Source organism: Acidocella sp. KAb 2-4 (assembly GCF_020567705.1).
Taxonomy (GTDB): Bacteria; Pseudomonadota; Alphaproteobacteria; order Acetobacterales; family Acetobacteraceae; genus Acidocella.
On record NZ_JAJDJU010000016.1, the window covers coordinates 28,180 to 47,390 of the forward strand.

Sequence of the window (19,211 nt, forward strand, 5' to 3'; positions counted from 1 at the left end):
CCTGATAACTAAATGCTCCTCGAAGCTCGACAAGATTGCAGATCGTCTAGCGCGGACGCTCCGCACTGGTCTGTTAATATAGACTGCTTCTGGCCTGTTTATCCACGGAAATTCGCATGCCCCTTATGTTTTTAGCAGAGACGGTCAGGGCCTACCGGGAGCGGGACCCGGCAGCGCGTTCGAATCTCGAGGTTTTGCTGTGTTACCCTGGGTTGCACGCGGTGGGCATCCACAGCGTCGCCAGCTTCTGCTGGCGCCATGGTTGGCACACGCTGGGGCGGTTCATCTCGCATATCGGGCGGTTCCTCACGGGCATCGAGATCCACCCCGGCGCCAAGCTGGGGCGGCGTTTTGTCATCGATCACGGCATGGGGGTGGTGATCGGCGAGACCGCCGAGATCGGCGATGACGTGTATATTTACCATCAGGTGACACTGGGTGGTACCAGCCTGTCGGGCGGCAAGCGCCACCCGACCATTGGCAATAACGTGATCATCGGCGCCGGGGCCAAGGTGCTGGGCGCGATCCAGATCGGCGATGGCGCGCGGATCGGGGCGAATGCGGTGGTGGTGTCGGAGGTTCCAGCGGAGACCACGGTGGTCGGCATCCCGGCCCGCCCGGTGGAGCGCCAAGCCAACCGGCCGCGTTTCGACGCCTATGGCACGCCCTGCGATCCGTGCCTCGACCCGCTCTTCCATGAGGTGGAGCTGCTGCGCGCGGAACTGACCTCGCTGGAGGCCAGGCTGGCCACACAGGCCTCTCGCCAGCCAGAGGCATGAACCAGATGCTGTATCTCGACGCCAACGCCACCGAGCCGGTCCGCCCCGAGGCGCGCGCCGCCGCGCTGGCAGCCATGGAAACGCTGGGCAATCCATCCTCCACCCATGCGGCGGGCCGGGCGGCGCGCAAATTGCTGGAAGAGGCGCGCGACGCCGTGGCCCGCGCCTGCCATGCGCGCCCGGCGGATATCGTGTTCACCGCCGGGGCGACCGAGGCCAATGCCCTCGCTTTGCACGCGCTGGGCGAGGGGCGGACGATCCTGACTGGCGCCACCGAGCATGACTCGATCCGTGCCGCCGCCCCGCATGCCGTGCCCGTGCCGGTGCGGACGGATGGCACGCTGGATTTGGACGCCCTGGCGGCGCTGCTGGAAATGCACCCGGACCCGCTGGTCTGCCTGATGGCGGCGAATAATGAGACCGGCGTGCTGAACGACATCGAAGCCGCCGGGCGGCTCTGCACCGCGCATGGCGCGCTGTTGCATGTGGACGCCGTGCAGGCGGTGGGCCGCTGCAACCAGAATTGGCTGGCCCTGGGGGCGACGAGCTTCGCCCTGTCGGGGCATAAATTTGGCGGCACCATGGGGGCGGGGGCGCTCATCACCAGGCCCGGGCAGGAGCTGCGGCCGCTGATGCGCGGCGGCGGCCAGGAGTTGGGGCGGCGTGGCGGCACGCCCCCGCTGCCCGCCATCGCGGCCCTGGCGGCGGCGTTGGGCGCGGGTTACGACGGCGCCAAGATCGCCAAATACCGTGACGAGATGGAGGCCGCCTGCGTCGCGGCGGGCGGCGTGGTGATGGGTGCGGGGGCGCCGCGCCTGCCCAACACGCTCTGCGTGGCGCTGCCGGGGCGGCGGGCCGATGCGCAGCTCATCGCGCTGGACATGGCGGGCATTGCCGTTTCCGCCGGAGCGGCCTGTTCCTCCGGCAAGGTCACGGCCAGCCATGTGCTAGCCGCCATGGGCGCGGGGGAGCTGGCCGGGCAGGCCATCCGTGTCTCGCTGCCCTGGAACGTGGCGCCGGACGCGATGCCGGAATTCAGCACCGCCTATGCCGCGATGGCCAAACGCGGCTTGCGCGCCGGGGCCGCTTCGGCTTAACGACGCCGCGACAGTATCAGGGTACTCAGACATGCCGAAAATGACTTTTATCGAACGTAATGGCGAGCAGCGCGAGGTGGACGCCCCGCTCGGGCTCTCGGTGCTGGAGGTGGCGCACAAGCATGGCGTCGATCTTGAAGGCGCATGCGAGGGATCGCTGGCCTGTTCCACCTGCCATGTCATCGTCGCGCCGGACTGGTTCGACCGGCTGAAGCGCCCCTCCGAGGACGAAGAGGATATGCTGGACGTGGCGTTCGGGCTGCAGAAAACCTCGCGCCTGGGCTGCCAGATCGTGATGACCGAGGCGCTGGACGGGCTGACCGTAAGCCTGCCGCCCAGCAAGAAGGCGGGTTGAACCGGCGATGAAGGTGGTGGTCGCCATGTCCGGCGGCGTCGACAGCTCGGTGGTGGCCGGGCTGATGGCGCGCGAGGGACATGAGGTGATCGGCGTCACGCTGCAACTCTACGACCACGGCGCCGCCGTGGGCCGCAAGGGCGCGTGCTGCGCCGGGCAGGACATCCACGACGCCAAGCGCGTCGCGGACCGGCTGGGCATCGCCCATTACGTGATCGACTCGGAAGCCCGCTTCCGGCAGAGCGTGATCTCCGCCTTCGCCGATTCCTATGCCGACGGGCAGACGCCGGTGCCGTGCATCGCCTGCAACCAACACCTGAAATTCGGCGATCTGCTGGAGATGGCCCGCGATTTGGGTGCCGACGCCATGGCCACCGGGCATTATGTGCGGCGCTTCGAAGGCCCCGAGGGTGCGGAGATGCACAAGGCGGTGGATGACAGCCGCGACCAGAGTTGGTTCCTGTTCGCCACCACCCGCGCGCAGCTGGAATTCTGCCGGTTTCCGCTGGGCGGCTTCGCCAGCAAGGCGGAGGTGCGCGCCATCGCCGCCGAGATGGGCCTTGCCGTGGCCGAAAAGGCCGATAGCCAGGATATCTGCTTCGTCCCCTCCGGCACTTATGCCGGGATCGTGGAGAAATACCGCCCCGAGGCGCTGGCCCCGGGCGAGGTCGTGGCCGAGGATGGGCGCGTGCTGGGCGCGCATCAGGGCATCGCGCGCTATACCATCGGCCAGGCCAAGCGCCTGCCGGATGCCGCGGCGCATATGGTGGTCAAGCGCATCGAGCCAGGTACGCGGCGCATCGTCGTCGGCCCGCGCGGGGTGCAGAGCCGCGAGGTGCGGCTGCGCGGCGTGAACTGGCTGACCGACCCGCGCGAACTCCGCGCCGGGGTAAAGCTGCGCGCGCGCGATACGCTGCACCCGGCCCGCGTGGTGCCGGAAGGCGAAGGCGCCGTGCTATATCTCGACGAGCCGGCCCTCGCCGCGCCGGGCCAGGCGGCTGTGTTTTACGACGGCACGCGCGTGCTCGGCGGCGGCTTCATCGTCTGATCCGTTGCGTTGTTGATTCGTTAACCGGATCATCTACAATCTAAAATAGATAGCCTGTTGATGATCCGGCGCGCTGGTTGTGCCGGGTGGAGCATGGCGCGTGGGAACAGAAATGGCGACTTACAGCATCGCGTCGGGCGGCACGCTCACCATCACGCAGCCCTCGACGGTTGGCACCAATATCGAGTTTCTCAACAACGCCGGGGATAGCGGCGTGCTGATCTTCACGAATGGCGCGATGGGGGTGAACACCGCAACGGTCAATGGCACGCTCTCCACCAGCGCCTATTTCGGCGGCACGGTGCAGAATTTCCAGCCCGGCGCTTATGGTGTGGGCGGAGATCAGGTGACGCTGCAGGTTATCAAGAGCCTGTTCTCGGCGCTCGATGTCGCCGCCACCGCGGCCACTGACAATGTCAGCTTCGCCAATATCGCCACCTTGGCGTCGCAAGGCGGCGAGGCGATCCTGCTCGTCGATGGCACGGTGACGCCCGCCGCTGGCGCCCCCTTGACGCTGGACGCCAACCAGCAGACGATCATCGAGGAGATGGCGGTGGGGCTATTCGGCACCGCCGTGGCGAGCGCGACCCTGATGCTGAGCTTCGCTGATGTCAGGCCGGACCCGAACAGCAACCACCCTTACGTCGATGGCGTGTTCACCGCGCTGGCGCCGGTCAATCCGTGTTTCGCGGCGGGCACGCGCATCCTCACCCCGCGCGGCGAGGTGGCGGTGGAGGAGCTGGCGGTGGGCGATCTCGTCATCACCCGCGCGGGCGAGGAGCAGCCGGTGGTGTGGATCGGGCGACGCGAGATCGATCTCACCGCGCAGTTGCGGCCCGAGGCCGTGCGGCCCGTGATCATCGAGGCCGGGGCGCTGGGCGAGGGCATGCCGGCGCGCGATCTGCGCCTTTCGCCCGATCACGCGCTGTATCTCGACGGCATGCTGGTGCCGGCCAAGGCGCTGGTGAATTGGGCGAATATCCGGCAGGACCATGCGGCAAGGCGCGTGACCTATTACCATCTGGAATTGCCGCGCCATGACGTGATTTTCGCCGAGGCGGCGGCGGTGGAGAGCTTCCTCGATACCGGGCATCGCGGCGTGTTTGATAACGCCGACGAGCCGGTGATCGCCCTGCCTGAGGCGATGCAAGCGCGGCGCGAAGCGGAGAGCTGCGGGTCGCTCTGCACCGGGGGCCCGGCGCTGGAGGCGATCCGCCAGCGCATCGCGGGCCGTCAGGTGGGGGTCAGGCTCTCGCTGTAGCCCCCGCCGCCTCCGCCAGCGCGCCATTGGCGAGATGCAGCCGGCGCGCCCCCCCACCATCATGGTGGCTGATGGCGACGATGGTGGTGTTGGGCAGGTGCTTGGCCAGCGCGGCCTGCACCTGCGCCGCCAAAGGCGGGTCGAGTGCCGAGGTGGCTTCGTCGAGGAACAGCCAGTCCGGCGCCGCGACCAGGGCGCGGGCGAGGGCGAGGCGCTGCTGCTCACCGCCCGAAAGTTGCAACCCCCAATTGGCGGTGTCGTGCAGGCGCGGCGCCAGATGCCCCAGCCCCAGCGCGGTCAGCGCGTCCACCGCCGCTTCATCGCTCACCGCGTCTTCCGTCGCCGGATAGGCGATGCTGCGCTTGAGGCTGCCGAGCGGGAAATAAGGTTTCTGCGGCAGGAAGAGCAGGCTGCCGGAAGGCGGGGTGATCCGCCCCTCGCCAAACGGCCAGATGCCCGCGATGGCCCGGAACAATGTGGATTTGCCCGCGCCGGACGGGCCGGTGACGGTGATCTTTTCGCCCGGCGGCAGGGAGAGCGAGGCGTTCTCCAGCAGCTTGCGCCCGCTGGGCAGGGTGAGGGTGAGGCCGTGCAGCATGAGCGCGGCGCCCGGCTCGCCCAGGCGCGGCCCGCCTGCGGCGGCGAGGCGCGCGGCCTCCATCGCCTCGCGGAAGCCGTAAAGACGCGACACGGTGGCGCGCCACACCACCAGCTGCGCGTACACATTCACAAACCATGACAGCGCGCCCTGCACCTGCGGGAACACGCTGCTGATCTGCGTCAGCCCGCCGAGCGTGATCTTGCGGGCGAAATATTGCGGCATGGCGGCGATAAAGGGGAAGTAATTGGCGACCTGCGTGAACCCGATGGTGAAGAAGTTCAGCAGCTTGGTCCGGCGCATGATCGCCCAGAAATTATCCCGCACCGCCTGGAAGCGCTCGCCCAGCGTGGCCTGCTCATCCCACTCGCCGCGCGAGAGGGCGATCGCCTCCGGGTTTTCGCGCACGCGCATCAGGCTGTAGCGGAAATTCGCCTCCAGCCGCTGCTGGCTGAAGGAGAGCGCCACCAGCTTGCGGCCGATGAGCTGGGTGATGATGGTGCCGAAGATGGAGTAGAGCAGCGCCACCCACACCATGTAGCCATTGATGGTGACGCCAAACAGCGTGATCGAGCCCGAGATGGCGTAGAGCACGAAGATGAAGCTGAACAGCGTGACGACGTTGGAGATGAAATCCAGCCCCAGCGACAGCGTGTTGGTGGTGAAGTCGCGCAAATCCTCGGAGATACGCTGATCCGGGTTGTCGATCACGGCGCCGGGGTCGTGGCTCAGGCTGATCGTGTAATAGGCGCGGTCGGACAGCCAGTTTTCGACATAATGCGTGGTCAGCCATTGCCGCCACTTAATCTGCAGCATCTGGTTGAGGTAGAACGCATAGACCGCGATGATGATGTAGAGCACCAGCAGCTCGCTCAGCCCCGCCATGGCCAGATGGCCCTTGGAATAGATGAGCGGCAGGAACAGCAAATGCCAAGCGGCGGTGGCGTCGTAGGTCTGGATCGCGTTGAAGAACAGGTTTTGCCAATAGGTCAGCACCACGTTCATCCCGACCATGATCAGGTTGAGGGCGATGATGGCGCCGAGCAGCAGGAAGGCGCCCCAGCGCTCCTCGGACGAGAAATAGGGCTTGGCCAGCGTCCAGGCTTCGCCGAAGCCGGTGATGAAATTGCTGATCCGCTCGCGCATTTCAGTCCTCTTGTTTCAGGCGCAGGCGCAGCACACCGTGCAGCACATCCGGGCTGATCGGCTTGCCCTTGCGCAGGATCTCGATAACCCCGGCGCGGGCGAGGCGCTGGGCGGCCAGCTTCACCGGGGCGAGGCTCTTGCGCCAGCTGTCATCCGCTGGGTTGCCGGCCAAGGTGCGGGCGGCTTCCGTCGGGCAGATGGATTTATGGGGCCCGCGCGCGGCGAGCGTGGTGAGGATCGCCTGTTCGGCGGGATCGTTGGTCATGCGGCAAGGCTTATGCCCGAATGTCCGCCCAGGGCAAAGATGCTCAGCCGGGGGCGAACATCGCGGCCATCTCCTCTGGCCCTACCGCCGCGCCGAAATACGACCCCTGGCCCTCATCGGCGCCCAATTCCAGCAGGCGCTGATATTGCGTCTCGGTCTCCACGCCGTCGGCCAGCACCGTCTGGCCCAGGGCGTGCCCGGCCTCAATGGCGGCGCGGATCATGGCGGCGCCGGAGGGTTCCTCAAGATTTTGCACCAGAGAGCGGTCGAGCCGCAGGGTGGCGAAGGGCAGGCGTTTCAGCGCGCTGAGGCTGGCGTAGAACGTGCCGAATTGGTTTAGCGCCAGGCGCACGCCGATGCCTTGCAGCGCCTTCAGCGCAAACATCGTATCGTCATTGCCGTCGAGCAGCATCGGTTCGCTGATTTCCAGTTCCAGCCGCTCGGGCGCGATCTTGCTGTCGCTCAGCCCCTCCAGCAACTGCCGCACCATCTGGCCGCTCTGCAAATAAGGCAGTGATAACGGCATGGCGATGGAGAAATGCGGTGGCCAGGCGGCGGCCTGACGGCAGGCTTCGTGCAGCGCCCAGCCCGATATGGCTGTGGAGAGGTCGGAGCGCTCTGCGATGGGCATGAAATGCTGGGCCGGGACGAAGCCGCGCCGTGCATGGCGCAGGCGGATCAGGGTCTCCGCGCCGCGGGCGAAACCGCTGCGCAGCGTGATGATGGGTTGGTAATGCAGCACGAAGCCGCCGGCCATCAGCGCCTGGCGCAGGCGTTGGGTCATGCGGCGGCGTTCGGTGATCTCGCGCCGCGCGTTGCGCTGGCGCAATTCCCGCAGGTCGCCGGGCGTGGCGGGCAGGTCGGCGGTGTGGAGATCAAGCTCGGTCATGGCGCATCCAGAAAGTCATGGGCGCGAGACTGCGGTCCGGTGGTTAATGAATTGGAAAAGAAATTTTCTAAAATTTAGGCAAAGTTTGGCGATTTCCGCCGATAGGGCGCGCCCGGGCGTGCGCTTTTTGGCTCAAAGGCTGAGCGGGCGGAGATCGTCCTGCATTTCGGTGGCGGCCCGATGGCTGAGCGCGGCGCCCAGCCCGGCGAAGCTGGCCGCCACACCGTAATGCAGCGTGGCGTAGGCCAGCGCCGATTCGGCTGTGGGCGGAGATTTAGCATGGCGGAGCACGGCCTCGGCGAAGATGCCGGTACTACCCGCCATGACAAACGGGGCGCCAGGGCCAAGATAGAACCCTTGCAGACTCGGCGGGGTGGCGATGGTGGTGAGCCCATGGCGGGCGTAATCGAGCAGCTTGATCTTAAGACCAGACCCGGTGCGCAGCGGCGCGATGGCGAGCGAGGCGCTGTGCAGGAGGGGGGCGAGATCCGGCACCCGCCCCCAGGCCTTCACCCCGCGCGGCAGGCGCATCAGGGCGCGGCCGCAATCGCCCACCAGGTCCAGCGTGACGCCGCTTCCCTGTAATTGCGGCCAGATTTCGGAGAAGAACCAGCGTAGCCCGTCGAGATTGGGCAGGCTGTCGCTGCCGACGAAGACCAGCCGGCCAGGGATGCGCGCCGCATCGGGCGGCGGCGGGCAGGGCAGGGCAGGCATCGGCGCGGTGAAGATGTTGCGCGCCGGGCACATGGCGCGCAGCACCTCGGCCTCCTCGGGCTGAATGGCGGCGATGGAGCGCGCCCGCCCGAGCAGCGTGGCCTCGCGCACGCGGGAGAAATGTTCGGGCAGCACGCGATACCCGGCCGCCGCGAGCGCCTGGGCCCGGCGGTGGAAGACATCATGCGTGATGACGATGCTGTTGCGCCCGGCCAGCTCCGGTTCGGCCAGTAGCGGCGCGCGGAACACGGTGTCGATGAGCACGGCGCTGGGGTTCAGCCGTTCCACGGCGCGGGCGCACCAGCGCAGATCGCCAGGGCTGGGAAAGCTGCCGAGCACCGCATCGGCCCCGTGCCGGGCGCGGCGCAACTGGGCGGAGAGGCGGGGCGGCAGGCGCCGCAACAAGGCGCGCAGGGAGATGCCGAGCGCCGTTTTTGGCGATAGCGCGGCGACATGCTGGCCAAAACCGGTGACATGCGGGCCAATCACCGGGGCGATGCCGTAGCGCTGCACCGGTGCCGCGAGCCGCGCGCCGGTGAGCAGGATGGTGACCGCAAAACCCTGGCTTTGCAGCCAATCGATGATCGCGTGATTTAGGGCCAGATGTCCGGCGCTGCCGGGCCTGGGCAGTTCATCGGTGACGAAGGCGATCACCGGGGCATGGGCGCGGTCAGGCGGCGTTTTGCGTGATGCCTTTTTCTTCGAGCAGGGCCTGCAATTCGCCCGTCTGGTACATTTCAGCCACGATGTCGCAACCGCCGATGAATTCGCCCTTGACGTAAAGCTGCGGGATCGTCGGCCAGTTGGAGAAGGATTTGATGCCTTCGCGGATTTCCGCGTTCTCCAGCACGTTGAGCGAGGCGAACGGCACGCCGGAATGCTTGAGGATCTGCACCACCCGCGCGGAGAAGCCGCATTGCGGAAAAAGCGGCGTGCCCTTCATGAACAGGAACACGTCAGAACCTTCGATATGGTTCTGAATTTCAACGAAGACGGGGTTATCCATGGGTCTCTACAATCCTTATTCGGGCGCCGAGGTTTGCAGCGCCAAAGCGTGAAGTTCGCCGCCCATGCGGCCCTGGAGCGCGGCATAGACCATCTGATGCTGGCGCACCCGCGGCACGCCGCGAAATGCCTCAGACACCACGGTGGCGGCGTAGTGGTCGTTATCGCCGGCCAGATCCTCGATCTCGATCTTCGCGTCGGGGAACGCGGCTTTGATCAAGGCCTCGATCTCATTCGCTTGCATGGCCATTGGTCTTGCTACCCTGTTCAGGCGAACCAGCGGGGAAAGAACCCCTCATGGGCATCGCGCAACTGTGCCAGAGATATGGCAACACCGTTTGGCAGAGTCAATTTATCTGAATTGACGGTATGGCCGATGCGCTGTGCCGGAATACCGGCGGCGGCGGCGGCTTTCAGCAAGGCGGCGGCGTCGCGCACGGCGACCACGTAGCGGGCCTGGTCTTCGCCGAACCAGAAGGCGGCGTCGCCCGCGGCGGCGAGTTCCACGCCAGTGTCACCGGCCAGGGCCATCTCGGCCACCGCGATCAGCAGCCCGCCATCGGCGATGTCGTGGCAGGCGGCGACATGTCCGGCCAGGATCTGCGCGCGGACGAAATCGCCATTGCGGCGCTCGGCGTCGAGATCGACCGGCGGCGGCGCGCCGTCCTCGCGGCCCAGGATTTCACGCAGATAGAGCGAGCAGCCGAGTTCGCCGTGGGTCTGGCCCACCAGCACCAGCTCCTGCCCCGGCGCGATGGCATAGCCCACGGCCTTCGACACATCGTTGATCACGCCGACACCGCCGATCGCGGGGGTGGGCAGGATCGGGCGGCCCTCGGTCTCGTTATAGAGCGACACATTGCCCGACACGACCGGATAATCGAGCGCCTCGCAAGCCGCGGCCATGCCTTTGATGGCGCTGGCGAACTGGCCCATGATCTCCGGCTTCTCGGGGTTGCCGAAATTCATGTTGTCGGTGATCGCCAGCGGCAGGGCGCCGGTGGCGGTGATGTTGCGCCAGGTCTCGGCCACGGCCTGCTTGCCGCCTTCCTCCGGGTCGGCCACGACATAGCGCGGCGTCACGTCGGTGGTGATGGCGAGGGCGCGGTTGGTGCCCTCCAGCCGCACGATAGCGGCATCGGCCTGGGCGGGGCGCTTCACCGTCTGCCCGCCCACGGTGGAATCGTACTGGTCGTAGATCCAGCGGCGGGAGCACAGATCGGGGCAGGCGATCAGCTTCAGCAGTGCCTGGTCGAGCGGCGTGCTGCCCTCCACCGGGCCGAGCTTGGCGGGCTTCGGCGTCTCGGCGGTGGGGCGGCGGTAGAGCGGCGCGGCATCCGAGAGCGGGGCTAGCGGGATATCAGCCTCGATGGCGCCCTTATGCTTGACCACGATGCGCCCGGAATCGGTGATATGGCCGATGATGGCGTAGTCGAGGTCCCATTTCTCGATGATGGCGCGGGCCATCTCGCTGCGCTCCGGCTTGAGCACCAGCAGCATGCGCTCCTGGCTCTCGGAGAGCATCATCTCATAGGCGCTCATGCCGGTCTCGCGCTGGGGCACATCGTCCAGAACCAGCTCGATGCCGACGCCGCCCTTGCCCGCCATCTCGACCGAGGACGAGGTGAGCCCGGCCGCGCCCATGTCCTGAATGGCGACAATGGCGTCGGTCTGCATCAGTTCCAGGCAGGCCTCGATCAGCAGCTTTTCGGTGAACGGGTCGCCCACCTGCACGGTCGGGCGCTTTTCCTCGGAGGAGGCGTCGAACTCGGTGCTCGCCATGGTGGCGCCGTGGATGCCGTCGCGGCCGGTCTTGGAGCCGACATACACTACCGGATTGCCCACGCCCGCGGCGGCGGAGAGGAAGATCTTGTCGGTGCGGGCGATGCCGACCGTCATCGCGTTGACCAGAGGGTTGCCATTATAGGCCGGGTGGAAATTCACCTCGCCGCCGACAGTCGGCACGCCCACGCAATTGCCATAGCCGCCAATGCCGCGCACCACGCCATCCACCACGCGCTTGGTCACCGGCAGCTTGGGGTCGCCAAAGCGCAACGCGTTGAGGTTGGCGATGGGCCGCGCGCCCATGGTGAACACATCGCGCAAAATGCCGCCGACGCCGGTGGCCGCGCCCTGATACGGCTCGATGAAGCTCGGATGGTTATGCGACTCCATCTTGAAGACCGCCGCCAGCCCCTCGCCGATATCGATCACGCCCGCATTCTCGCCCGGCCCGTGAATAACCCAGGGCGCCTTGGTCGGCAGCTCCTTGAGCCATACGCGGCTGGATTTATACGAGCAATGCTCGGACCACATGACCGAGAAGATGCCCAGCTCGGTGAACGTGGGCTCACGGCCCATGATCTCCAGGACTTTGCCCCATTCCTCGGCGTTGAGCCCGAAGGATTTGGCGAGATCGGCGTTTACTTGTGTCATGCGGCGGCCAGTGCGTCGAAGAGGGGTTTGCCGTCGGTGCCGCCCAGCAGCGGGTCGACGAGGTTTTCCGGGTGCGGCATCAGGCCGAGCACGCGTAGATTGGACGAGAAAATACCCGCGATATCGCGCGCCGAGCCGTTGCGGTTGCCATCGGCGTAGCGGAAGGCGACGAGGTTCTCGCCCTCCAGCCGGTCCAGCGTGGCGACGTCGGCGGTGTAATTGCCGTCGCCATGCGCCATCGGGGCGCGGAAGGTGGCGCCCTTGGCCCAGCCTTTGGTGAACACCGTGTCGTTGCGCTCAACCCGCAGTAGCGTGTCCATCGAGAGGAAGCGCAGCCCGGCATTGCGCAGCAGCGCGCCCGGCAGCAGCCCGGCCTCGGTGAGGATCTGGAAGCCGTTGCACACGCCCAGCACATAGCCGCCGCGCTCGGCATGGCGTTTCACCGCCTGCATGATCGGGCTCTGCGCGGCCATCGCGCCGCAGCGCAGGTAATCGCCAAACGAGAACCCGCCGGGCAGGATCACGAGATCCACCGCGGGCAGCTCGGTCTCCTTATGCCAGACGATTTGCGGCTCGGCGCCGAAGCTCTGGCGCACGGCGATGATCATGTCGCGTTCCCGGTTGATGCCGGGGAAGTGAAGGATGGCGGCTTTCACTATATACTCCTGCGGGCGCGGGGGCGGGCGTTACGCCGCGATCTCGACCTTGAAGCTCTCGATGACGGTGTTGGCCAGCAGCTTGCGGGCCATCTCTTCGGCGGCGGCTTTGGCCTTGGCCGGGTCGATCTCGGCCAGTTCCAGCTCGATCACCTTGCCCATGCGCACCTCGCCCACCTGGGCGAAGCCGAGATTATGCAGCGCGTGCTCGATGGCCTTGCCCTGCGGGTCCAGCACGCCGTTCTTCAGCATGACGTTGACGATGGCTTTCATGTTCTATCCTTGGCTGGTGGGGGAGCGATGGCTTTACGGGGCCGGCCGATTCGCGCGCTCATGAGGCGGCTGCGCCACCTCATTCAAGCGCGATCCGACGGTCACTGCATCGTTTCCGGGCCCTTCATGTCACGCGCCCCGGCCTCGGGCAGAATGCCGAGGCGGCGGGCGACTTCCTGATAGGCTTCCTCGATCTTGCCGAGGTCGCGGCGGAAGCGGTCCTTGTCCATCTTCTCGTTGGTCTTCACGTCCCACAGGCGGCAATTATCCGGGCTGATCTCGTCGGCCAGCACGATCCGCATCTCCTCGTTCTCATACAGACGGCCGAATTCCAGCTTGAAATCAACCAGCGTGATGCCGACGCCGAGGAACAGCCCGGTGAGGAAATCGTTGATGCGCAGGGTAAGGTGGACGATGTCATCCATATCCGGCGGGGTGGCCCAGCCAAAGGCGGTGATATGCTCCTCAGCCACCATCGGGTCGCCGAGCTGGTCGTTCTTGTAATAATACTCGACGATCGAGCGCGGCAGGCGGGTGCCCTCGGGGATGCCCAGGCGCTGTGCGATGGACCCGGCGGCGATGTTGCGCACCACCACCTCGATGGGGATGATCTCGACCTCTTTGATGAGCTGCTCGCGCATGTTCAGCCTGCGGATGAAATGCGTGGGGATGTTGATCTCCGCCAGCTTGGTCATCAGGAACTCGCTGATGCGGTTATTTAGCACGCCCTTCCCGGTGATCGTGCCCTTCTTCTGGGCGTTGAACGCGGTTGCGTCGTCTTTGAAGTATTGCACGAGGGTGCCGGGCTCGGGGCCCTCGAACAGGATTTTCGCTTTGCCTTCATAGAGCTGCCGGCGCCGGGCCATGATCGGGTACCTTCGGAAAATTTATGGATGCGGTCTATACCAACCAGGGCGGTCTTGCACCATGGGCGACGCGCATGGAAGCCCCCCGGCGGCTTGCCGGGGGGCTTTTGCCTCAATCAGGCTCAGGCGGCGGCGGTTTCCAGCGCCGGATAGTCGGTATAACCGTGCGCGCCGCCGCCATAGAAGGTGGCGGGGTCCATCTCGTTGAGCGGCGCTCCGGCGCGGAAACGCGCCACCAGATCGGGGTTGGCGATGAATTCGCGGCCCCAGGCCACGGCGTCCACCTCGCCCGTGGCCAGTATTTCTTGGGCGGAGTCGCGGGTGAAGCCTTCATTGGCGATATACACGCCGCCGAAAATCTTCTTTAGCTGCGGGCCGATCCAATCCTCGCCCTGGTGCTCGCGGGTGCAGATGAAGGCGATGCCGCGCTCGCGCAACTCGCGGGCCACATAAGAGAAGGTGGCCAGCGGGGTGGAATCGGTGAGGTCGTGGCGGTCGGGCCGCGGCGAGAGATGCACGCCCACGGCCTCCGGCCCAAACACCGAGGCGGCGGCGTCCGTCACCTCCAGCAGCAGCCGTGCGCGGTTGGCGATGGAGCCGCCATATTCGTCGGTGCGCTGATTGGCGCCGTCACGCAGGAATTGGTCGAGCAGGTAGCCATTGGCGCCATGCACCTCGACGCCGTCGAACCCAGCCATCTGCGCGTTCATCGCTGCCTTGCGGTAGACCTCGATGATGCCCGGAATCTCGGAGAGCTCCAGCGCGCGCGGCGTAACGAATTCCTGCTGCGGGCGGACCAGCGAGACATGCCCCTCCGGCTTGATGGCCGAGGGCGCCACCGGCAGCTCGCCATTGAGGTAGAGCGGGGCGGAGATGCGCCCGACATGCCAAAGCTGCGCGAAGATGCGCCCACCCGCCTTGTGCACGGCGTCGGTGGTGAGCTTCCAGCCCTCCACCTGCTCCTGACTCCACAGGCCGGGGGTGTCGGGGTAGCCCACGCCCATCGGAGTTACCGCCGTGGCCTCCGAGATGATCAGCCCGGCGCTGGCGCGCTGCGCGTAATATTCAGCCATCAGCGCGTTGGGCACGCGGCCCTCCGAGGCACGGCAGCGGGTGAGGGGCGCCATGATGATGCGGTTGGGCAGGGTGAGGTCGCCAAGTTTCAGCGGGGTAAACAAATCGGGCATGGAAAACTCCGGTTCATAATGTTTGGCCGAGATCGCGGACGAAAGCGGCGATCGCGGCTTCGTCGCGCTGGTAGAACACCCATTGGCCGATCTTCTGGGCCGTCAGAAGCCCGGCCTGATGCAGCACCGCCAGATGCGCCGATACGGTGGATTGCGACAAGCCGCACACCGCCTCGATCCGCTGGGCGCAGACGCCAAGCGTGTAAGGGTGCTCCTGGCCGGGGAAATTCTGCGCCGGGTCTCTCAACCCGCACAAGATTTTCCGCCGGACCGGGTTGGCCAGGGCTTTCAGCGCATCGTCGAAATTCGGTTCATGCATCGTCGATGAGCGATATATAGATCGAAAATTTCCGATGCAAGGCCGATGTCAGCTTACCTTCGGCGTGCTGCGGCTGGCGCGGGTGATCATTACCACCCCGTCGCCGGGCTCGATCACGGTGGAGGGGTCGGGGCGGGTCAGCGTCTCACCGTTCTTGCGGTTGATGGCGACGATGAACATCGCGCCGCCCGCTTCGCGCTCGATGCTCTCGATCGTCGCGCCGGCCTGCTTGCTTTCGGCAGGCACGGCGGTCACCTCCAGGTCCAGCCCCAGGCTGTGCAGCCCGGCGGCGAGGGCGCGCATGCGCTGCGTGCCCTCGGTATAGCGGGCGGTGCGGGGGAACAGGATGAGCTGGGCGATGCGCTCGGCGCCAATATGCGTGGGCTCCACCACCGAGCTGGCGCCCGCATGCAGCAGCTTACCCTTGGTATTGGGCGAGACGCCGCGGGCGATGATCTCTAGATCCTTGTTCAGGCTGCGGGCAGTGAGGGTGATGAATACGTTCACCGCGTCATTGGGCACCACCGTGGCCAGGGCGCGGGCGCGATGCACGCCGACCTCCTCAAGCACCGCCTCGGTGGTGGCGTCGCCCGCCCAGGTGGGAAAGCCCTGCGCCGCCGCCAGGGTGAGTCGCGCCTCGTCGAGATCGACGATCACGAAATCAGCCCCGCCCGCGCGCAGCTCCTCGGCCAGGGCCTCGCCAATGCGGCCATAGCCGCAGATGATGACATGGCCGCTCATCTTCTCGATTTGCGTTTTCATGCGCCTGTTTCCGAGTAATTGCTGGATTTGCGTATAAGTGAAGGCCTGCACCAGCGCACCGGTGAGGAAAATGACCCCCGTGCTGCCCAGCACGATGGTGCCGATGGTCAGCGCCCGCAACTCGGGCGAGACGATCGGATGCACCTCCTCATACCCCACCGTGAAGATGGTGATGATCACAAAATAGAAGGCGTCGCCCAGGTTCCAGCCCGCCAGCACATAAGCGAGCGTGGCTAGGGTGATGACGCAGAGCATGTAGATGAGCCCGATGGCGAGGTTGCGCCAGGGGCCGGTGGGCAGGCGGGTCATGCTTCGATGGTAAAACAAAAAAGGCCAGGGGGAAGCACCCCCTGGCCCGTGATGGCGGAATTTCCGCGGTTCAGCCGCGCTGTTCGAGCGGCACGTAATCGCGCACCGGGGCGCCGGTGTAGATCTGGCGCGGACGGCTGATGCGGTTGCTGGGGTCCTCCATCATCTCCTTCCACTGGCTGATCCAGCCCACAGTGCGGGCCAGCGCGAAGATCGGGGTGAACATCTGGGTGGGGAAGCCCATCGCCTTGAGGATGATGCCCGAGTAGAAATCGACGTTCGGGTACAGCTTGCGGGAGACGAAATAATCGTCGTGCAGCGCGATCTTCTCCAGCTCCATGGCCAGGTCGAGCATTGGCTCGTCCTTGATACCCAGCTCGCCCAGCACTTCATAGCAGGTCTTCTGCATGATCTTCGCACGCGGATCGTAGTTCTTGTACACGCGATGGCCGAAGCCCATCAGCTTGACGTTGGAGTTCTTGTCCTTCACCTGCTTGATGAACTCGGGGATGTTGTCCTTGTGGCCGATCTCGGCCAGCATTTTCAGCACGGCCTCATTGGCGCCGCCATGGGCGGGGCCCCAAAGCGAGGCGATGCCCGCCGCGATGCAGGCAAACGGGTTGGCGCCGGTGGAGCCGGCCAGACGCACCGTGGAGGTCGAGGCGTTCTGCTCGTGGTCCGCGTGCAGGATCAGGATGCGATCCATGGCGGCGGTGAGGATCGGGTTCGGCTTCCACTGCTCGGCCGGCACGGCCTGGAACATGTAGAGGAAGTTCTCGGCATAACCCAGGTCGTTGCGCGGATACATGAAGGGCTGGCCGACATTGTATTTATGCGCCCAGGCGGTGATGGTGGGGATCTTGGCGATCATGCGATAGGCCGAGATCTCGCGCTGGTGCTCGTCATGCACGTCGATGCTGTCGGGGTAGAAGGCGGACATCGCGCCGACCACCGAGCAGAGCATGGCCATCGGGTGGGCGTCGCGGCGGAAACCGTCCCAAAAGCGGCGGATCTGCTCGTGCAGCATGGTGTGGCGCATCACGCCATTGGTGAACTTTTCAAGTTCGGCCTTGTTCGGCAGTTCACCGAACAGCAGCAGATGGGCGACCTCAAGGAAGGTCGAGTTCTCAGCCAGTTGCTCGATCGGGTAGCCACGGTGCAGCAGCACGCCCTCGTCGCCATCAATATAGGTGATGGCGCTTTCGCAGGAGGCGGTGGAGCCATAGCTCGGGTCGAAGGTGAAGAGGCCGAGCTCGCCATTCAGCTTGCGCACGTCGAGGCAGTCAGTGCCCAGGGTGCCGCCAAGGACGGGCAGCGTTGCTGTCTTGTCGCCCAGGGTAAGTGTTGCCGAGCCGACCTGCTTGCTGGTTGCGGTTTGAGCCATGCGGATTTACCTTCTGCTGTGAGGTATTAGTTGACCAGGATCGTGAGGAAGGTCCTGGCACGGGTCACGCGGAGAGCGTTATTAAATCCGCCGCCCCCTGTAAAGCCGCTGGGTGCGGTGCAACAAGCCCGAACAGGTCAGGCAAGGTCCTTCGGCACGATGAAACGTTGCAGTGCCGCGCCGCCGGGCGCGAGCCGCCGCCACGGCGTTGTCACCAGGAATTCCGCCAGTGCCGCCGTGGGGAAGCCCTCGTCGATGCGCTTCAGCTCGGGCCGCGGGCGCAGCGGGCCGGCGAGGCTCAGCGCCAATTCATGCAGACCTGGGTTGTGGCCGATGACCAGCGCGCTGCGCACACTCTCGGGCAGATCCTGCAACACGTCGCGCAATTGGCCTGGGGTGGCCATGTAGAGCTGGGGCAGGGAGTCGATATTCGGCCATTCATCCCAGACATTCGCGGCTTGCAGCGCCTCCAGCGTCTGCTGCGTGCGGGTGGCGGTGGAGACCAGCACCACATCCGGCGCCAGCCCCGCCTTGCGCATGGCCCGCCCGATCTTGCCCGCGGCCTCGCGCCCGGTCTCGGTGAGCTTGCGCTCGTGGTCGGATTTGCTGCCCTGGGGTTCGGCTTTGGCGTGGCGAAGTAGAATCAGCTGGTGCATGAAGTTATAGTGCCATGGCGCGCGGCGTGTGTCGCCCCTATCTGTGGTCTGGAAAGTGAACGGACGAAGGAGGTTGGAGCGGATGGACAGACGGCGATTTTTGGCCGCGGCTGGGGCTTCGGCGCTGGCGTTTCCGGCCTTGGCCGAAGATCTGCCCGTGCCACCCAGCGGGGAAATCGCCTTCAAGGTCCTGCGTAACGGCACGCCGATCGGCGAGCATCATATCAATTTCACCCGCTGCGGCGATGCTCTGCGTGCCGAGATCAACGCCGACATGGCGGTTAAGCTGGCCGGGATCACGGTGTTCCGCTACCAGGCCCAGGCGGTGGAATGCTGGCAGGGCGGGGCGTTCCAGACCCTGGATAGCCAAGTGAACCATAACGGCACCAAGCTGGAGGTGCATGCGCAGCCGATCACCGGGGGCTATGCCATTCAGAGCACCAAGGCCGGCGATTACACCTATACCGGGCAGCCGCCCATGCTGCCGATGACCTATTGGAACAAGGCGATGCTGAACGCCATGATTCTGAATGTGGAGACCGGGCGGCATTATCCGGCGATCGTGAATTCGCCGGGCTGGAACTACCTGCCCACCGCCGAGGGGGGCAGGTTGCTGGCGCAGCGCTTCGACATCACCGGCAAGCTGCATCTTAGCCTTTGGTACGACCAGTCCGGCCAATGGGCGGGGCTGGAGTTCCACATCAGCGGCGATGAAACCTTCCAGAAATACGTGTCGAGCTGAGGCGGCTCAGCCGAACTGCTTCTCAGGGTGGCGCAGATGCCAGAGGCGCTCATGCGCCGCCACCAGGCTCTCGATGCTCTTGCGGCGGTTGGCGTCGGGCGGAACGGTGCGGCGGGTGAGCATGCTTTCCAGAATGCGCAGGAGCTGCTCGGCGATCTCGTAATCGCCCTGGTCGCAAGCGTGGTGGAACGCGATCAGGATCTTGTCGGACAACCGCCGGCTATAGCGCGGGGCGCCGCTTTGGTTGCGCCCCGTAGTCTCCGTGTCGTCCTGGGTGTCTGTCACGCCTGCCATATCATCATTCAGTCCAAACTAAAGCCCAACCCCGAGCATCGCTTCTTGGTTGTATGGCCGGCATTTCAAGGTGATGAACAGGTGGTTTGTCAATGAATATTATCTGGGTTCCGCATGCGTTCCAGAATCCATGCTGAAACGGCGGCACCATGCCCCGGCGCTTGGCCGGG

The 19,211-nt window shown here is 65.7% G+C and carries 22 protein-coding genes; 6 read left to right on the forward strand and 16 right to left on the reverse strand.

Annotated features, from left to right (window positions below):
• Positions 1-116: 116 nt before the first annotated feature.
• The 5 genes from cysE to LI953_RS11165 all read left to right on the forward strand — a co-directional run bounded on the left by cysE (position 117) and on the right by LI953_RS11165 (position 4,540).
• The gene (gene cysE / locus LI953_RS11145; RefSeq protein WP_227076159.1) at positions 117-779 is read left to right on the forward strand and encodes a serine O-acetyltransferase; all 663 of its coding nucleotides are present in this window, start codon (positions 117-119) and stop codon (positions 777-779) included.
• A gap of 5 nt (positions 780-784) precedes the next feature.
• Entirely contained in the window at positions 785-1,876 is a 1,092-nt protein-coding gene (locus LI953_RS11150) for a cysteine desulfurase family protein (protein ID WP_370635795.1), read from the forward strand.
• A 31-nt stretch (positions 1,877-1,907) separates the two neighbouring features.
• A complete protein-coding gene (locus tag LI953_RS11155) occupies positions 1,908-2,231 on the forward strand; it encodes a ferredoxin family 2Fe-2S iron-sulfur cluster binding protein (protein WP_227076161.1) in 324 nt (107 codons plus the stop codon).
• Positions 2,232-2,238: 7 nt separating this feature from the next.
• The gene (gene mnmA, locus LI953_RS11160; RefSeq protein WP_227076162.1) at positions 2,239-3,279 is read left to right on the forward strand and encodes a tRNA 2-thiouridine(34) synthase MnmA; all 1,041 of its coding nucleotides are present in this window, start codon (positions 2,239-2,241) and stop codon (positions 3,277-3,279) included.
• 112 nt (positions 3,280-3,391) lie between these two features.
• Positions 3,392-4,540, forward strand: coding sequence for a Hint domain-containing protein (locus LI953_RS11165; RefSeq protein WP_227076163.1), 1,149 nt, complete (start codon positions 3,392-3,394; stop codon positions 4,538-4,540).
• Here LI953_RS11165 and LI953_RS11170 read toward each other — a convergent pair.
• The 15 genes from LI953_RS11170 to LI953_RS11240 form a co-directional block, all read right to left on the reverse strand.
• The gene (locus LI953_RS11170; RefSeq protein ID WP_227076164.1) at positions 4,524-6,284 is read right to left on the reverse strand and encodes an ABC transporter ATP-binding protein/permease; all 1,761 of its coding nucleotides are present in this window, start codon (positions 6,282-6,284) and stop codon (positions 4,524-4,526) included. The genes LI953_RS11165 and LI953_RS11170 overlap by 17 nt on opposite strands.
• Position 6,285: 1 nt before the next feature.
• Complete coding sequence (locus LI953_RS11175) at positions 6,286-6,549, reverse strand: DUF3253 domain-containing protein (protein WP_227076165.1); 264 nt, start codon at positions 6,547-6,549, stop codon at positions 6,286-6,288.
• 43 nt (positions 6,550-6,592) lie between these two features.
• Positions 6,593-7,438, reverse strand: coding sequence for an EAL domain-containing protein (locus LI953_RS11180; protein WP_227076166.1), 846 nt, complete (start codon positions 7,436-7,438; stop codon positions 6,593-6,595).
• A 132-nt stretch (positions 7,439-7,570) separates the two neighbouring features.
• Positions 7,571-8,806, reverse strand: a complete 1,236-nt coding sequence (locus LI953_RS11185) for a glycosyltransferase (RefSeq protein WP_227076167.1) — start codon at positions 8,804-8,806, stop codon at positions 7,571-7,573.
• 16 nt (positions 8,807-8,822) lie between these two features.
• Entirely contained in the window at positions 8,823-9,158 is a 336-nt protein-coding gene (gene grxD / locus LI953_RS11190) for a Grx4 family monothiol glutaredoxin (RefSeq protein WP_227076168.1), read from the reverse strand.
• A 15-nt stretch (positions 9,159-9,173) separates the two neighbouring features.
• Positions 9,174-9,407: a BolA family protein gene (locus LI953_RS11195; RefSeq protein WP_227076169.1), complete on the reverse strand. Its 234-nt coding sequence runs from the start codon at positions 9,405-9,407 to the stop codon at positions 9,174-9,176.
• A gap of 17 nt (positions 9,408-9,424) precedes the next feature.
• Positions 9,425-11,593 carry a phosphoribosylformylglycinamidine synthase subunit PurL gene (gene purL, locus LI953_RS11200; RefSeq protein WP_227076170.1) on the reverse strand — a complete coding sequence of 723 codons (2,169 nt, stop codon included), beginning with the start codon at positions 11,591-11,593 and terminating at the stop codon, positions 9,425-9,427.
• A complete protein-coding gene (gene purQ, locus LI953_RS11205; RefSeq protein WP_227076171.1) occupies positions 11,590-12,249 on the reverse strand; it encodes a phosphoribosylformylglycinamidine synthase subunit PurQ in 660 nt (219 codons plus the stop codon). Before purQ ends, purL begins: the two co-directional genes overlap by 4 nt.
• A gap of 30 nt (positions 12,250-12,279) precedes the next feature.
• Positions 12,280-12,522: a phosphoribosylformylglycinamidine synthase subunit PurS gene (gene purS / locus LI953_RS11210; RefSeq protein ID WP_227076172.1), complete on the reverse strand. Its 243-nt coding sequence runs from the start codon at positions 12,520-12,522 to the stop codon at positions 12,280-12,282.
• A gap of 101 nt (positions 12,523-12,623) precedes the next feature.
• Positions 12,624-13,388 carry a phosphoribosylaminoimidazolesuccinocarboxamide synthase gene (purC, locus tag LI953_RS11215; protein ID WP_227076173.1) on the reverse strand — a complete coding sequence of 255 codons (765 nt, stop codon included), beginning with the start codon at positions 13,386-13,388 and terminating at the stop codon, positions 12,624-12,626.
• Positions 13,389-13,510: 122 nt separating this feature from the next.
• The gene (locus tag LI953_RS11220; RefSeq protein WP_227076174.1) at positions 13,511-14,575 is read right to left on the reverse strand and encodes an alkene reductase; all 1,065 of its coding nucleotides are present in this window, start codon (positions 14,573-14,575) and stop codon (positions 13,511-13,513) included.
• 13 nt (positions 14,576-14,588) lie between these two features.
• Positions 14,589-14,894 carry a helix-turn-helix transcriptional regulator gene (locus tag LI953_RS11225; RefSeq protein WP_227076175.1) on the reverse strand — a complete coding sequence of 102 codons (306 nt, stop codon included), beginning with the start codon at positions 14,892-14,894 and terminating at the stop codon, positions 14,589-14,591.
• Positions 14,895-14,942: 48 nt separating this feature from the next.
• Positions 14,943-15,965, reverse strand: coding sequence for a TrkA family potassium uptake protein (locus LI953_RS11230; protein WP_227076176.1), 1,023 nt, complete (start codon positions 15,963-15,965; stop codon positions 14,943-14,945).
• Positions 15,966-16,035: 70 nt separating this feature from the next.
• The gene (locus LI953_RS11235) at positions 16,036-17,349 is read right to left on the reverse strand and encodes a citrate synthase (protein ID WP_227076177.1); all 1,314 of its coding nucleotides are present in this window, start codon (positions 17,347-17,349) and stop codon (positions 16,036-16,038) included.
• Positions 17,350-17,486: 137 nt separating this feature from the next.
• Positions 17,487-18,005 carry a histidine phosphatase family protein gene (locus LI953_RS11240; protein WP_227076178.1) on the reverse strand — a complete coding sequence of 173 codons (519 nt, stop codon included), beginning with the start codon at positions 18,003-18,005 and terminating at the stop codon, positions 17,487-17,489.
• Between the two features lie 82 nt (positions 18,006-18,087).
• On the opposite strand from LI953_RS11240, the gene LI953_RS11245 reads away from it, so the two are divergent.
• Positions 18,088-18,747: a DUF6134 family protein gene (locus LI953_RS11245; RefSeq protein WP_227076179.1), complete on the forward strand. Its 660-nt coding sequence runs from the start codon at positions 18,088-18,090 to the stop codon at positions 18,745-18,747.
• Between the two features lie 6 nt (positions 18,748-18,753).
• Here LI953_RS11245 and LI953_RS11250 read toward each other — a convergent pair whose 3' ends face one another.
• Complete coding sequence (locus LI953_RS11250; RefSeq protein ID WP_227076180.1) at positions 18,754-19,041, reverse strand: hypothetical protein; 288 nt, start codon at positions 19,039-19,041, stop codon at positions 18,754-18,756.
• Between the last annotated feature and the right edge of the window lie 170 nt (positions 19,042-19,211).